The organism is Candidatus Omnitrophota bacterium, assembly GCA_025453395.1.
Taxonomy (GTDB): domain Bacteria; phylum Omnitrophota; class Gorgyraeia; order Gygaellales; family Profunditerraquicolaceae; genus JAlOQK01.
In genome coordinates this window covers 343,457-358,991 of sequence record JALOQK010000002.1, presented here as the reverse complement: position 1 = coordinate 358,991, position 15,535 = coordinate 343,457, and the positions used below count along the sequence as shown (strand labels likewise).

16 protein-coding genes are annotated in these 15,535 nt (G+C 40.2%); all 16 read left to right on the top strand.

What is annotated here, in order from left to right:
* The first annotated feature begins 51 nt into the window (after nt 1–51).
* The 16 genes from MUF05_03115 (at nt 52) to MUF05_03040 (ending at nt 15,534) form a co-directional block, all read left to right on the top strand.
* A complete protein-coding gene (locus MUF05_03115) occupies nt 52–843 on the top strand; it encodes a C1 family peptidase (GenBank protein MCU0666066.1) in 792 nt (263 codons plus the stop codon).
* Between the two features lie 130 nt (nt 844–973).
* Nucleotides 974–2,119, top strand: coding sequence for an AAA family ATPase (locus tag MUF05_03110; protein ID MCU0666065.1), 1,146 nt, complete (start codon nt 974–976; stop codon nt 2,117–2,119).
* A gap of 78 nt (nt 2,120–2,197) precedes the next feature.
* Nucleotides 2,198–2,524: a MarR family EPS-associated transcriptional regulator gene (locus MUF05_03105; GenBank protein MCU0666064.1), complete on the top strand. Its 327-nt coding sequence runs from the start codon at nt 2,198–2,200 to the stop codon at nt 2,522–2,524.
* Between the two features lie 101 nt (nt 2,525–2,625).
* Entirely contained in the window at nt 2,626–3,636 is a 1,011-nt protein-coding gene (locus MUF05_03100) for a GDP-mannose 4,6-dehydratase (protein MCU0666063.1), read from the top strand.
* Between the two features lie 21 nt (nt 3,637–3,657).
* Nucleotides 3,658–4,626 (top strand): thiamine pyrophosphate-dependent dehydrogenase E1 component subunit alpha, encoded by a 969-nt coding sequence (locus tag MUF05_03095; GenBank protein ID MCU0666062.1) that lies wholly within the window; start codon nt 3,658–3,660, stop codon nt 4,624–4,626.
* Nucleotides 4,613–5,653: a pyruvate dehydrogenase complex E1 component subunit beta gene (locus MUF05_03090; GenBank protein MCU0666061.1), complete on the top strand. Its 1,041-nt coding sequence runs from the start codon at nt 4,613–4,615 to the stop codon at nt 5,651–5,653. Before MUF05_03095 ends, MUF05_03090 begins: the two co-directional genes overlap by 14 nt.
* Before the next feature lie 69 nt (nt 5,654–5,722).
* On the top strand, nt 5,723–6,847 hold the full coding sequence (locus MUF05_03085; GenBank protein ID MCU0666060.1) for a pyridoxal phosphate-dependent aminotransferase: 1,125 nt from the start codon (nt 5,723–5,725) through the stop codon (nt 6,845–6,847).
* A 46-nt stretch (nt 6,848–6,893) separates the two neighbouring features.
* The gene (locus MUF05_03080) at nt 6,894–8,618 is read left to right on the top strand and encodes a thiamine pyrophosphate-binding protein (GenBank protein MCU0666059.1); all 1,725 of its coding nucleotides are present in this window, start codon (nt 6,894–6,896) and stop codon (nt 8,616–8,618) included.
* Nucleotides 8,608–9,429 carry a transketolase gene (locus MUF05_03075; GenBank protein ID MCU0666058.1) on the top strand — a complete coding sequence of 274 codons (822 nt, stop codon included), beginning with the start codon at nt 8,608–8,610 and terminating at the stop codon, nt 9,427–9,429. The genes MUF05_03080 and MUF05_03075 overlap by 11 nt, the downstream gene beginning before the upstream one ends.
* A gap of 2 nt (nt 9,430–9,431) precedes the next feature.
* Nucleotides 9,432–10,379 carry a 1-deoxy-D-xylulose-5-phosphate synthase gene (locus MUF05_03070; protein ID MCU0666057.1) on the top strand — a complete coding sequence of 316 codons (948 nt, stop codon included), beginning with the start codon at nt 9,432–9,434 and terminating at the stop codon, nt 10,377–10,379.
* Nucleotides 10,367–11,296 (top strand): class I SAM-dependent methyltransferase, encoded by a 930-nt coding sequence (locus MUF05_03065; protein ID MCU0666056.1) that lies wholly within the window; start codon nt 10,367–10,369, stop codon nt 11,294–11,296. Before MUF05_03070 ends, MUF05_03065 begins: the two co-directional genes overlap by 13 nt.
* Nucleotides 11,296–12,078 (top strand): SDR family oxidoreductase, encoded by a 783-nt coding sequence (locus tag MUF05_03060; protein ID MCU0666055.1) that lies wholly within the window; start codon nt 11,296–11,298, stop codon nt 12,076–12,078. The genes MUF05_03065 and MUF05_03060 overlap by 1 nt, the downstream gene beginning before the upstream one ends.
* A 3-nt stretch (nt 12,079–12,081) precedes the next feature.
* Nucleotides 12,082–13,068, top strand: a complete 987-nt coding sequence (locus tag MUF05_03055) for an NAD-dependent epimerase/dehydratase family protein (GenBank protein ID MCU0666054.1) — start codon at nt 12,082–12,084, stop codon at nt 13,066–13,068.
* A gap of 3 nt (nt 13,069–13,071) precedes the next feature.
* The gene (locus MUF05_03050; GenBank protein ID MCU0666053.1) at nt 13,072–13,593 is read left to right on the top strand and encodes a dTDP-4-dehydrorhamnose 3,5-epimerase family protein; all 522 of its coding nucleotides are present in this window, start codon (nt 13,072–13,074) and stop codon (nt 13,591–13,593) included.
* A complete protein-coding gene (locus MUF05_03045) occupies nt 13,580–14,539 on the top strand; it encodes an NAD-dependent epimerase/dehydratase family protein (protein MCU0666052.1) in 960 nt (319 codons plus the stop codon). The genes MUF05_03050 and MUF05_03045 overlap by 14 nt, the downstream gene beginning before the upstream one ends.
* On the top strand, nt 14,536–15,534 hold the full coding sequence (locus MUF05_03040; protein ID MCU0666051.1) for a kinase: 999 nt from the start codon (nt 14,536–14,538) through the stop codon (nt 15,532–15,534). Before MUF05_03045 ends, MUF05_03040 begins: the two co-directional genes overlap by 4 nt.
* The last annotated feature ends 1 nt before the right edge of the window (nt 15,535 follow it).

Below are 15,535 nucleotides of genomic sequence, written 5' to 3'. Positions count from 1 at the left end.
GTTATTTCCGAAAAATATAACAAAAAGGTGTCAAATACGCAGATAAATTAAATGACCTATTCACTTGGTTGTAAAAAAGACCCTAAAGACGCCCGTGATATTCCCATGGGAATGATTTTGCCGGATATCAAGGTTTCTTTGCGCGTGGATTATACTTCGGCAATGACTCCGGTGCGCGACCAAAAGGATGAAGGCACCTGCGTGGCGTTTGCTTCGGTTGTGGGAGTTAAGGAATATGAAGATAAAAAGGAATACCGCAAGTTAATTGAATTGTCCCCGCGGTATATTTATTCGCTTTGCAAGAAATTTGACGGCGCGCCTGATGAAGAGGGGACATACCCAAGGGTGGCGATGAAGATGCTCTTAAAATACGGCGTCTGCCCGGAAATTTTTTGGCCGTATTTCCCGCATCAGTCTGATAAGCCCAAGAAAGGGGCTTCTTTATCCGCCAAGAAATACCGCATTAAGGCCTACGCGCGAATAAAGGATACCATTGAAATGAAGCAGAGTTTAATGGTTAACGGCCCATTTTTGGCAGGAGTAGAAGTGTATAAGGGGTGGTTTAACAGGAAAGCAGAAGAAACCGGTTTAATTCCACTGCCTAAGCACGATGAAAAGGCGGTTGGGGGACACGCGATTTGTATTGTTGGTTACGATGAAGCTAAAAAGCTTTTTAAATTCAAGAATTCCTGGAGCGCTAAATGGGCGGATAAAGGCTATGGGTATCTGCCTTACGCGTATTTGGAGAAATATTGTGCAGACGCCTGGAGCGCCACGGATTTAATAGAAAATCCGAAAGAGTTGGTTAAGATCAGAGAAGCCCTGTTGCGGCGATTTACTTGATAAAGTCTAAATACATAATTGACTTGACAAATCATATTTGTATTATATGTTTGTAGAAGCATTACGTAAAACAATTTGACAATATGTTATTTATGCGTGATAAATAACATAAATATGTTATTCTTATATTATGAGTTATCAAAGACTGCTCAATTTAGATAAGATCTCAGGATCCCTGTTTTTGTTTGGGCCTCGTATGACAGGCAAGACTTTCTTATTGCGTCGGCTGCACCCAGCCTTGTTTATTGACTTATTGGATCCTGAGACAGAGCTTTCATTTTCACGAACTCCTGTTATATTCTGGGAAAAGCTGCAGGCTTTATATAAGAACGGCTTGGTAATTATAGATGAAGTCCAACGGGTTCCGGTGTTATTAGATTATGTGCAGAAAGGGATTGAGGAGATTGGCTTAAGATTTATCCTTTCTGGTTCTAGCGCGCGCAAGTTGCGGCGCGGTAGCGCTAACCTTCTAGGTGGAAGGGCGCTTGATTTAAGACTTTATCCTTTGACCAATGTTGAGGTCGGCAAGGGCTTTGATATTAATATGGCGTTGTCTTATGGAACATTGCCTCGCGTGGTAACAACATTCCTTGAGGGCAAGGAAGATGACGTGCGGCGGCAATTAAAGGCATATGGCACGATTTACATCAAAGAAGAGGTTCAGGCTGAAGCATTGACTCGTAATGTGAGCGCGTTTCAGAGATTTTTAAGCGTGGCGGCTCAAATGAACGCGGAGACAATTGAATTTGCTTCTGTGGCGCGCGATTCCTCGGTTCCCATGAGCACAGTAAAAGAATATTTTTCGATACTAGAGGATACGCTTTTGGGTGATTTTCTGTGGCCTTGGGACAGGAGCGAGCGTAAGAAGGCGCGGCCAAAGTTTTATTTCTTTGATTGCGGCGTCGTCCGGGCATTACAGAATCGCTTGGTTGATCCCCCTACTCCACAGGAGAGAGTTTTTTTATTCGAAACCTTTTTCTATAATGAATTAAAGCGTATGCGGGATTACCATGAAAAACCTTATGAGCTTTCGTTTTGGCGAGAGGGAAAAAATGAGGTTGATATACTCGTCAAGGGTTCTCGCGGGCCGATTATGGCTTTTGAGTGTAAAACATCAACGGACACAATGTCAGACGCTACGCGAATAGCTTTTCGTAGACGTTTTCCTAAGTTGCCATTGTTCGTTGTGTCTTTAAAAGATACTCATTCACGCAAGCTTGACAATGGTGTTGTTGTCCTTCCTTGGCGTCAAGCTTTGGATACCCTCCTTGAGTAAAAAACACATCATATTTCCTGACTTTCCTTGACTTTTTTCCCTTGACATTTTCTCTTTAGAGATTATAATAAACGTTCAATGACTGAACAATTATTAAAGGAAGATAACCTTTATATTATCAGAGAGATAGAAACAAATCCCTCTGCCACGCAACGCGCGATTTCCCGCAAATTAGGCATATCTTTAGGCAAGACCAATTACCTCTTTAAGGAGCTTATCAAAAAGGGGTTGATTAAAGCCAAAAACTTCACAAATAACCCCGGAAAACTCAAAAAAATCAATTATCTTCTTACAGAAAAAGGGATAGAAGAAAAACTGCGCCTGCTGCAACATTTCCTGAAAAGAAGAGAAGAAGAATACAACCTGCTAAAGAAGGAGCTTGAAACGGTTAGTCAATCTTCTTAAGAGAAGAGCGCAAAAGGAGGGTAATAATGGAGCAGGGTAATCAGAATTATGGAGAACAGGGAAAAGAGTCTTTAAATTTAAGGCAATATGAAAGGTAACCAATGAAAAAAGCATTAATTACCGGTATTACCGGAATGGTTGGTTCCCATTTGGCTGATTTCTTATTAGAGAATACAGATTGGGATATTTACGGTATGTGCCGTTGGCGCAGTTCTTTGGAAAACGTTGAGCATCTTATTCATCGGGCTAATAAGCAAGACCGCCTGTATTTTATATATGGTGATTTGTGCGATTATATTTCGTTGCAAAATGCTGTTGATGAGAGTCGGCCGGATTATGTATTTCATCTGGCCGCGCAAAGCTATCCAACTACAAGTTTTAGTTCTCCCATTCAAACTTTGGATACAAATATATTGGGGACTGAAAGATTGCTTGAGGTGTTGAGAAAATGTTCTGGTATTAACCCAATTATTCATATATGCTCTTCATCTGAGGTTTTTGGAAGAGTATCCAAAGAAAAATTACCAATAAATGAAGAATGTCCTTTTCATCCCGCGTCACCTTACGCTATTTCAAAAACTGGCACGGATTTGGTGGGCCGGTTTCATGCCGAGGCATATGGCCAAAAAATTATTGTTACCCGGATGTTTACCCATACAGGGCCCCGCCGGGGAGATGTTTTTGCTGAATCTACCTTTGCAAAACAAATCGCTATGATTGAAAAGAAGATGATCCCCCCGATATTAAAAACCGGCAATTTAGATTCTCTGCGCACATGGGCAGATGTCCGGGATGCCGTGAGGGCATATTTTATGTTAGTAACGATAAACCCGATACCGGGAGAATATTACAATATCGGTGGCACATATACTTGCACGATAAGAGAAATGCTTAACTATTTACTTTCTATCTCTATTGTTAAGAATATCAAGGTTCAGACAGAAATATCCAGGCTGAGGCCTTTAGATGCAGATTTGCAGGTTCCTGATACCAAGAAATTTAAAGCTCACACAGGTTGGGAATCTCAGATACCTTTTGAAAAAACTATGCAGGATTTGCTTGATTATTGGAGAGATAGGGTAAAATCAGGAAGGCAGTTTTTAACGCGTTAATAAGTTTAGGGGAAAATTCGAATGCGTAAAGATTTAAATATTCAGTTGTATAAAAAAATGTACTTAATCCGCGTTGCCGAAGAGCAGATTAGAGAATATTATCCTGAAGATGAGATGAAAACCCCTATGCATATGTCGATGGGCGCAGAGGCGATTGCTGCCGGGGTTTGTCACGCCCTAAATAATGCAGACCAGATTTTTACTACTTATAGGTCTCACGCAGGTTTTCTTGCCAAAACCGCAGATGTGGGAGAATTTTTCTCTGAAATGTATGCCAAGGATACATCTTCTGTAAAAGGTAAAGGCGGGTCTATGCATTTATGCCTGCCAAATAAAGGTTTTATGGGCACATCGGCGATTGTTTCGGCTCATATTCCTGTGGCTGTGGGGTGTGCTTGGGCAAATAAGATAAATAAGAATAAAAGAATTGTAGTTGTATTTTTTGGAGATGGGGCCACAGACGAAGGTGGTTTTTGGGAAAGTATCAACCTCGCTAGTTTAATGCGGATACCGGTAATTTTTGTGTGCGAAGACAATGAGCTTGCCGTGCATACCTTTGCAAAAAAGCGCAGAGGATATGATTCAATAACTCAGATTATTGAAAAGTTTCATTGTGGGGTTATTGAAAGTGATACAACAGATGTAGAAGAAATTTATAATCTTGTTTCCAATGCCATTACTTTAGTACGAAAGAAACCCCGGCCGTATTTCATGAATTTTAAATATTATCGTTATCTGGAGCACGTGGGGATTAACTATGATTTTGATGCTGGATATAGAAGCAAGAAGCAGTTTCAGAAATGGTTTAAAAAAGATCCGGTGTTTATGCAACGGTTGAAACTTTTGAGAAATGGTATTGATGAATGCAGCATTCGTAAAATAGAAAGCGAAATGTCAAAAAATATTGTATCAGCAATTGAGAATGCGAAAAAAGCGGCAGTGAGCGGCAGTGATCAGCTGCATAAAGGGGTTTTTAATGAGGATAATTAGCTATTGCGATGCTTTGCGTGAAGCAATGATTCAGGAGATGCAGAGAGATGATAAGGTTTTTGTCTATGGCATCGGAGTTCCTGATCATAAGGCTATTTTTGGGTCTACCGCAGGGCTTGTAGAGCGCTTTGGAGAGAAACGTTGTTTTGATACACCTCTATCCGAAGATGCTATGACTGGTTTTGGTTTGGGATCCGCACTTAACGGTATGCGTCCCGTACATATACATATTAGAATTGATTTTATGCTTTTAGCGTTTAATCAGATTGCGAACATGCTTTCTAGCCACAACTATTCATCCTGTGGATTACTGAAAGTGCCGATGGTAATCCGGGGAATAATTGGGCGCGGATGGGGGCAAGGTTTTCAACATAGTAAGAGCATGTATTCAACCTTTGCGCATATTCCTGGGCTAAAAGTTGTTCTTCCAACTACTGCTTCTGATGCTAAGGGGCTGCTTATCTCTGCTATTCGGGATGATAATCCTGTGATCTTTATTGAGCATCGCTGGCTTTATTGGCAGGAAGAAAACGTGCCTGAGCAATCTTACACTATACCTTTTGGGAAAGGAAATATTCTACGCAAAGGCTCTGATGTTACAATCGTTGCAACTTCATGGATGAACGTAGAAGCCATTTTTGCGGCAGAAATATTAGCAAAATCCGGAGCAAGTGTTGAGATAATTGATCCCCGGACAATCGTTCCATTGGATGAAGATTTAATTATGGCTTCGGTTGAAAAAACCGGCAGATGTATTGTTGTTGATAATGATTGGGAGTTTTGCGGTTTTAGTGCTGAAGTGGCGGCGTTGGTGTCCTCTAAGTGCTTTAATAATCTTAAAGCTCCGGTAAAAAGAATTGGTTTCGCGCGTACTCCTTGCCCTACGGCCAGGCATCTAGAAAACGAATTCTATCCCAATGCTAAAAGTATTATTAGGGAAGTCGAAGATATGCTGGGCCTAAAACCTGTAAGCTTGGAGGGTATAGAATTTTATAGCCATGAGAAAAGATTTAAGGGTCCGTTTTAATTATCATAGACTAATAAAAACATTATGAGGAAATTATCTAAGATAGCAAATAAACTTATTGGACAGCCAATGTTCGCGTTGCTTGCCAAGGCCAGAGAAATGGAAAGGTCCGGGAGCAGAATTGTTCATTTAGAGATTGGTGATCCGGATTTCAGCTCACCGGATAATGTTATTAATGCGGCTAAGAAGGCGCTGGACGGTGGCTTGACTCATTATGTCAACTCTATGGGGATGATGGAATTCAGGCAGGCAATTGTAGAATACATAACAACCAACTACGGATTTACACCAGATGTTAACCAAGTATTGGTTTGTCCGGCAAATGCTATAATTGATTTTACCGTGCGCTGCGTAGCCAATCCTGGGGATGAGATTATTTATCCCGATCCTGGTTTTCCAACTTACCATTCAGTAATTGTTTATAATGGAATGAAGCCAGTAGGTATACAACTTAAGGAAGAAAATCTTTTTCAGATGGACCCTGCCGCGGTGCGGAAGAATATTACGGATAAAACAAGGTTAATTATTATTAATTCACCCCAAAATCCTACCGGTTCGGTTATGTCGCAAGATGAAATTCTGGCAATCGCTAAGATCGCAGCAGAAGAAGATATCTATCTTTTAACCGATGAGGTTTATTCACGATTAATTTATAATGCCCAACATTATTCTCCTTCTGTTGTAGATTGTTGCCGTGAAAGGACAGTTATATTGAATAGCCTGTCAAAAGTCTATTCAATGTCAGGGTGGCGCCTGGGATATGCTGTGGGTCCGGAAAAACTTATAGGGAAAATGGGGTTGCTTTTACAGACTATAATTTCATGCCTGCCTGGGTTTACTCAAAGTGCAGGCATAACCGCATTATCAATAGACCGGGGATTTGTAGAGCAGAGGGTTAAGGTGTTAAAACAACGTCGTGATTTGCTGATTTCAGGATTAAACTCTCTGCCGGGTGTCTCATGTTTGTCTCCAGAGGGGGCATTTTATGCCTTTGCAAATATTAAAAATACCGGAATGACTTCTGAAGAGTATTCAGATAAATTGCTTGCTTGTGCAGGGGTATGTGTTTTGCCTGGTAATTGTTTTGGTAGGTTTGGCGAAGGGTTCATCCGTCTATGTTATGCAAGTTTATCTTTTTCTGCAATCGAAGAAGCGTTGGATAAAATGAAAAGATTCCATGCGGGAATTAGTTAACAAAAATGATTGTCTTGGGAGTAATGATCTTTAAGAGGGCATTCCTATGATTAGAGTAGCAGATTATATAGCAAAGTTCATATACAAACATAAAGTTTCGCATGTATTTATGCTTTCTGGCGGGGGATCAATCTTTCTTGATGATGGGGTGGCCTGTCATAAGAAACTCAAAGCCATTTGCGTTAGAAATGAAGCAAGTGCTCCGATGATGGCAGAGGCTTATGCTAAAATTACCGGCAATATAGGCGTTGTATATGTTACTACCGGCCCCGGAGGAGCCAACGCGGTATCCGGATTAACAGAGGCATGGGTTGATTCTGCCCCTGTTTTGGTTATTTCTGGACAGGTCCAAAGCAACCATGCAACATATAACATCGGTATTGATAATTTAAGGACGTTTGGCACTCAAGAACTAAATATTATCAAAGTGGTTGAGTCAATAACCAAATACGCGGTAATGGTCAATCATCCTGAAGAGATAAGATACCATTTAGAAAAAGCGTTTTATTTGGCAAAAGATGGACGTCCTGGGCCAGTCTGGCTTGATATTCCATTAGATGTGCAGTCAGCACAGGTGGATGAAAATAAACTTGCTGGGTATAAACCACCTAATCTTAAGCAGTGCATTATTGTAGATAATAAAATTGGCCTTTTAGCTGATAAGGTAATCGAGCTTTTACGTTCAGCAAAAAGGCCGCTCATTGTTGCAGGTCAAGGTGTGCGTATTGCCAATGCTGTTAAACATCTGCGAGAATTGCTAGAAACATTAGATGTTCCGATTATTTTCTCTCGTATGGGGCAAGACATTCTTGAGTATTCGCATAAAAATAATTTTGGCCATGGCGGCATAAAGGGATTAAGGTATACGGGTTTTATTATGAAGGAAAGTGATTTTATTTTAAGTTTGGGATGTCGTTTAAGCGTGCAGTTTGTTGGAATCAACTTTGACGCGTTTTCGCCTGAATCTAAAATCGCCGTTGTTGACATAGATGAAGCGGAATTAAGTAAACCCGGAGTACCAATCGATTTGCCTATACTGTCTGATGCAGGCACATTTATTAAAGAGTTGCTCGCTAGAATTAAAGGCAAGAAACTCCCCTTATATAAGGATTGGATGGATAAATGTCAGGGATACAAAGATAGCTATCCTTTGATTAGAGCTGAACATAAGAAAAATCCCATAGATTTATATTATTTTGTTGATCTGCTGGACAAACTGTCCGGAAAGGATGACATATTTGTTAGTGACGCTGGCTCTTCATATTATGTTGCAGGCCAGGCCCTGACTTTCAAAGACGGCCAACGTGAAATTACATCCGGGGCATTTGCTTCTATGGGTTTAGCTATTCCTTTAGCTATAGGATGCAGTGTCGCTGACAATAATAAACAGATTTTGGCAATAACCGGAGATGGCTCCTTAGAATTAAATATACAGGAATTAAAAACAGTTTCTTACTATGGGCTTAACATTAAGTTATTCGTAATTAATAACGGTGGCTATGTTTCTATTCGTAATACCCAGGATAATGTTTGTTCTTCAAGGTATATTGGCTCAGATTCTGCCAGTGGAGTGGAAACTTTGAACCTGAGAAAAGTTGCTGATGCTTTTGGCCTGGCATATTCCCGTATCGATAGGCATCAGGATATTCGCCGGAAATTAAAGTCTATAATGTTAAGGCCTGGACCGATTTTCGTTGAGGTGGTCTGTGATCGAAATCAGAAAATTATTGAATCTATTAAAGACGATATAAGGATGCTTAATGCAAAATAAAATTAATTTTCTTAAAATGAAGGCGAATTGGGTGCGTAAGCAGGTGTTAGAATCGATTATGCTGGCCGGTAAGGGGCATTTGGGCGGCACCTTTTCCTGTATAGATATCTTGGTGGGCCTATATTACGCAGGAATACTACGTGTTGACCCTCAACATCCAAGATGGGAAGACCGGGATAGATTTGTGGTTGGTAAAGGACATGCCTGTTTAGCTTTTTATCATATATGGATTGATTTGGGTTTCCTGGACGCATCTGAATTAGAAAATTTTGCTAAGAATAAAAGTAAATTAGGCGGCCAACTTAACATTAGCACTCCCGGGGTAGAATATAATAGCGGTTCATTGGGGCATGCTGTAGGTATAGCAGCGGGCATGGCATTAGCGGCAAAGATGAACGCAAAAAAGTATAAAACCATTTTTCTTATTGGTGACGGTGAATCTGCTGAAGGCTCCATTTGGGAATCCGCAATGTTTGCCAGTAAGCACAAACTAAATAACCTTATCGGAATTATTGATCGTAACAGATTATCAGTCACTGATGTTATAGAAGAAGATGACGGTTCAGGAAGATTAGACTGCAAATTTGAAGCCTGCGGCTGGAAGGCTATTAATATAGATGGGCATTGCTTCCCCCAGATATTATCCGCTTTTGATCATTTAGAACAACTCCAGCAGCCGTTGATTATTATTGCTGATACGGTTAAGGGTAAGGGAGTTTCTTTTATGGAGAACGGGATTAAATGGCATCATAGCATACCCAGTAGAGAAGAATTTGAACTGGCCAAAAGAGAATTAGAGCGGGAGATTTAGTTATGTCATTAGCTGATATGGACATTAGAGACGCTTTTTTTCAAGAAATATACAACATTGCAATGAAAGATAAGGATGTGATCTTTATCACTGCGGATGCCGATTCCTTTGTTTTAAGGGACTACAAGAAAGATTTTCCTGATCAGTTTATTAATGCCAGCGTAGCTGAGCAGAACATGATTGCTGTTGCCGCGGGGTTAGCATTAAGCGGTAAAAAGGTTTTTATTTTAGCGCTTATTCCCTTTGTCACTTTGCGCTGTCTTGAACATATTAAAGTTAATATCTGTAGTATGAATTTGCCGGTTACTATTATTGGCTTAGGAGCGGGATTTGGTTCTGGTATTGACGGCCCCACACACCATGCTGTTGATGATATTGCGATTATGCGGATATTGCCCGAGATAACAATTTTAAATCCCAGCGATAGTACGTTATCTGCCAGTTGCGCGCAGATTGCATATCAGTCCAATAGTCCAGTCTATGTAAGGCTGGATAAAGGTAAATTCCCGAATTTATATGAGAAGGATTATGATTATTCTACGGGCTTTAAAATAATCAAGCCTCTTAAAGAGGTCAATATTATTAGTACCGGGTTTATTACTAAAGAAGCGGTAAAATTAGCGGAAACGCTGGAGAAAAATAATCTAAGTGTTGGATTAATAGATTTATATAAGTTAAAACCTTTAAACAGAGAAGCGCTGTTGAAATGCTTTGAGGGGGCAAAGTATCTAATTACTATTGAAGAGAATTCTATTGTAGGAGGAATCGGCACTATTATAAGCGAACTTATATCCGATAATCGCAAGGCTATTACTCTGAAACGGATTGCCTTAGAAGATAAGCAGTGTTTTGATTATGGGACAAGAGAGTGGTTAGATCAGCTGTATGGCTTAGATCAAGAAACTGTAAGTAAAATAGTCCTTAAGGAGTTAAGAAAATGCCAAAAGTAGGTTTTGATGATTTTGCTGATTCACTAGGCACTACCTCGGAAGATATCTCGAGAAAATGTGGCCATATAATCAATGGTGTTGATTTTGATTATGAGATCATTGATGGAGACAGTAGGGATCATGTTATATTAGAAGTTTTAATGAAGATCGAGGCCGACAGGCAAACTATTGGTGCTAAAGAACGTCAAGAGACTTGGAATAACGGTTGGGGCGAAAATCTAAAGGATTTTATTGATAGCGGTTATGATTTGAAAATGTTGGTTCCGAGATTTATCAAGCCGAACAAGATAATGCGTTATAAGCAGAATTATATTCGTTCGGTTAACAAAGACTTTGAATTTAATTATTATAATGTTTTTAGGGAATGGATTTTTATGACTTACTTTAAAGATTTCAGGAATATATATGAATTTGGATGCGGAACCGGCTTTAATTTAGTTGCCCTTTCGAAGCTATACCCAGACAAGAATCTATACGGCACGGATTTTGTGCAATCGTCAGTAGATTTAGTTAATAAAATAGGTCAGGCCCATAACCTAAGATTGAAGGGTAATATTTTTGATATGATTAATCCCACAGAAAGTTTTAAGATTCAAGAAAATAGCCTAATTTTCACAATTGGTTCTATTGAGCAATTAGCGGGAAAATTTGAGGATTTTCTACAGTATCTTTTACGAAACCGCCCCGGACTATGCGTACATAGTGAGCCGATTATTGAATTATATGATAACGATAATCTATTAGATTACCTTGCTGTTAAGTTTCATCAAAAACGAGGGTATACCCAGGGTTTTTTATCAAGATTGCAAGAGCTAGAAAAAGAAGGAAGAATTGAAATTATCAAAGTTAAACGTTTATTCTTCGGGAATTTATTTATGGATGGGTATAATCTGCTCGTATGGAGGATATTAAAATAATGAATCTAGGTATAAAGAATAAATATGCTTTAGTTACAGGCGGAACCCATGGGATTGGTGAAGCAATAGCTCTGGGATTAGCTGATGAAGGGTGTAATGTTGCAGTGTGTTCGCGCACAGCCTCGCGTGTACGCGGGATGCGGGAAAAATTAAAATCTAAGGGAGTGGATTATCTGGCTATTGAAGCAGATGTTACAATTAAAAAAGATGTCAATCGGGTGTTTAATAAGATTATAAAGAAATGGGGTACGTTGCATATTTTGGTTAATAATGTTGGTGGAGGAGGCAGATGGGGGCAGGAAGACGCCATTGCTACGGATGAGAAAGTCTGGCAGGAAGTTTATGATAAGAATGTTTTAAGTTCTATCCGCTTTATCAAGCTGGCGGTTCCTTATATGCGAAGGCAGAAATGGGGAAGGGTGATTAATATCACTTCTCTCTATGGTAGGGAAGCTGGCGGCAGGCCATGGTTTAATATTGCCAAGACTTCTCAGACAACATTGATAAAGAATCTTTCGCTAAAAAAGGAGATTGTTAGGGATGGGGTAACTTTTAATAGCGTTGCCCCTGGATGCATAATGATCCCTGATACAGGCTGGGAAGCCCAAAAAAAGAATGATCCTGCTGGATTTAAGATCATGCTGGATGATAAATTTCCTTTAGGCAGGCTGGGAAAACCTGAAGAGGTGGCGGATGTAGTGGTTTTTATTTGTTCAGCGAAATCCAGTTTAGTTAACGGGGCATCTATTGCAGTAGATGGTTCGGAAGGGAGAAGTTTTTAGCTGATGATTAAAGCGGATACTTTAAAAATTTTCAATAAAAAGAATGTCTTGGTCACCGGTGGCACAGGGCTTATCGGCAGGCAGGTAGTTAAGATTTTATGTGACAATGGTTCCAGGGTTAAGATTGTTTCTTTGGATAAGCTAAGAGTTGACGATAGGGCTGAACATGTTTTAGGCGATTTGACAGACTTTAATCTATGTAAAGAGCTTACCAAGGACATGGATTTTGTTTTTCATCTGGCAGGTATAAAAGGGTCAATTGATGTTACTAAGAAGAAGCCGGCTAGCTTTTTTGTTCCGCTTTTGATGTTTAACACTAATGTTTTGGAGGCAGCAAGGCTTAATAAAGTGAAGAAAGTTGTTTATACAAGTTCAATCGGGGCTTACGCTTCAGCAGAAGTTTTTAAGGAAACTGAAAATTTAGATGGTCCGCCCATGGACATGTTCCCGGGATGGGCGAAAAGAATGGCGGAATTACAGGTCCAGGCATATAAGATCCAGTATGGGCTGGATAATTTTTCCGTAGTCAGGCCTTGCAATGTCTATGGTCCGGGAGATAACTTTGACCCTGATAATGCGATGGTAATTCCTTCTTTAATGTATAGAATTTCTAAAAAAGAGGATCCGGTAATTGTCTGGGGGGATGGCTCTGCGATACGTGATTTTGCTTATAGTCTGGATGTGGCAGAGGGAGTAATTTTGGCGCTTCTTTACGGAACTGGCTCTGGTTTTGTAAATCTGGGTAGCGGCAAAGGAGTGTCTATTAAGGAGTTGGTAGAGACGCTGCATACATTTCTTGATTTTAATTATCGTTTTGACATTACGAAATCTTCTGGTTTTCCGATGAGGGTAATGGATATTTCATTGGCGCGGAAATTATTTAATTACTCTCCTGATACATCGTTAAGGGAAGGCCTAAAACAAACTTGGGATTGGTTTATTGATAACCAAGGTGAGTATTTAGCAAAGAAAAACTATTTTAAGGAGTAGACGATGAAGGTTGAGAAAACCAAGATGGATGGTGTTTTGTTAGTGACTCCCCCAACCATATTTGAGGATTTCAGGGGAAGATATATTGAAATCTATAATGATCAACTTTACCGGAAATCCGGAATTGATATTGATTTTATTCAAGATGATATTTCGGTTTCATCAAAGCATGTTTTAAGAGGCATACACGGAGATAATAAAACTTGGAAACTGATTTCTTGTCTTTCGGGAAAGTTCTATCTGGCGGTGGTAAATTGGGATAAGGCGTCTGCTCAATACGGACAGTGGGACGCATTTGTTTTGTCGGAGGATAATCGCTTGCAGGTACTAGTGCCTCCGAAATTTGGCAATGGGCATCTTGTCTTATCCGAGCAGGCGATTTTTCATTATAAACAGTCTACTAATTATGATCGCGCCAGTCAGTTTACCATCAGCTGGAATGATCCCAGGTTGAATATCCCGTGGCCGGTAGAAAAACCAATTTTATCTAAAAGAGATTCGGGAGAGGGCGATGTTTTACAATAAGAAAGTTTTAATAACCGGTGGCGCAGGTTTTGTAGGGGCAAATCTGATCAAAAGGATGATCTCTTTAGGTGCCAAGATAAGGGCAACTATCCACAGAAAAGATCCTGTCGTTTCTGATGATCGGATTGAGTATATCAGATGCGATTTAATGCATATGGAAGATTGCCGGAAAGTTGTTGCGGACATGGAGTACGTCTTTATGTGCGCCGCAAACACCTCTGGGGCTGCAGTCATTGCTTCAACCCCATTGGTGCACGTAACCCCTAACATTATCATGAACTCTCAGGTACTGGAAGCTGCTTATTTCGCGCAGGTAAAAAAGTTTATTTTCTTAAGCAGTAATGCTGCGTATCCTCCCAGCGGCGATAATCCGGTAACCGAGAAAGAAATGTTTGATGCCGATCCGTATGATATTTATTTCGGCGTGGGATGGATGAAGAGGTTTATCGAAATCCTTTGCCGTTTGTATTCGCAGAAACTTAAAAATCCTATGCCTTGCGTAGTGGTGCGGCCGTCTAATATCTATGGGCCATATGATGATTTTGATTTTGCTACTTCTCATATGATGGCAGCTACATTAAGGAAAGTAATCGAACGGCATGACCCGATTAAAATTTGGGGCACAGGACAAGACATCAGGGACCTGATTTATATTGATGATTTTATAGACGGCTTGATTCTGGCTGCGGAAAAAATCTCTACTTTTGACGCGGTGAATATCGCGCAAGGCAAAGCTTATAATTTAAAAGAAATTCTACGCATGGCCCTTGAGATTGAAGGATATCAGAATGCCCGAATAACCTATGATTCAACCAAACCTTCAATGATTCCTGTGCGTTTAATTGATATTAAAAAAGCCCAAGATTCTCTGGGGTTTATTCCTAAAACCGATATTTATAATGGCATAGCTAAAACAATTTCCTGGTATAAGAAGGTTAACACATGATTATTACGCGTACTCCTTTAAGGATTTCTTTCTTTGGAGGAGGCACAGATTATCCTCTATGGTATAAGGAAAATGGTGGGGCTGTCTTAAGCACCACGATTAATAAATATTGTTATATTAATTGCCGGTATCTGCCTCCTTTCTTTAATCATAAGTATCGTATTCGTTACGTGGAGCGCGAGGAAACGCAAGATATCCCTGAGATCCAACATCCATCTGTGCGGGAATGCTTAAAATTCATGAATATTGATCATGGGATCGAGATGGTGCATACTAGCGACATTCCGGCAAGATCCGGAGTTGGCTCAAGTTCAGCTTTTACCGTAGGATTTTTACATGCCTTAAACGCGCTTAAGGGCAAGATGATTACTAAGCGGCAATTAGCGCGTGACGCAATTAATGTGGAGCACAATTTGATTAAGGAAAACGTTGGCGCCCAAGATCAGGTTGCCGTTGCTTTTGGAGGTTTAAATAAAATTGAGTTTGGCGGTGAAAATGAATTTTATGTTAATCCTATAACTATCCCTAAAGAAAAAATTGAGTTATTGCAGAGTCACCTGATGTTATTTTTTACCGGGTTCTCCCGCAATGCTTCGGATATTGCGCAAGAGCAGATTAAGAAGACGCCCGCATTAAAGAATCAGTTGCAAGGAATGCAGGGGATGGTGGATAAGGCAGTAGGTATCCTGAATAGCGGTTCCTGCGATATCCAAGATTTTGGCAAATTACTGCATGAATCCTGGCAAATCAAGCGCAGCCTTACCAGGATGATTTCTACTAGCGAAATCGATGCTATTTATGAAACGGCTCTTAGCGCCGGTGCGCTTGGTGGAAAGCTGTTGGGCGCCGGAGGCGGTGGGTTTATCCTGGTATTCGCCCAGCCGCAGGTCCAGCTTAAGATAAAGGAAAGGTTAAGCAAAATTCTTTATGTGCCTTTTTCTTTTGAAAAACTGGGAAGTCAAGTGATTATGTATTCAACCCAGGATTTTTATTAGA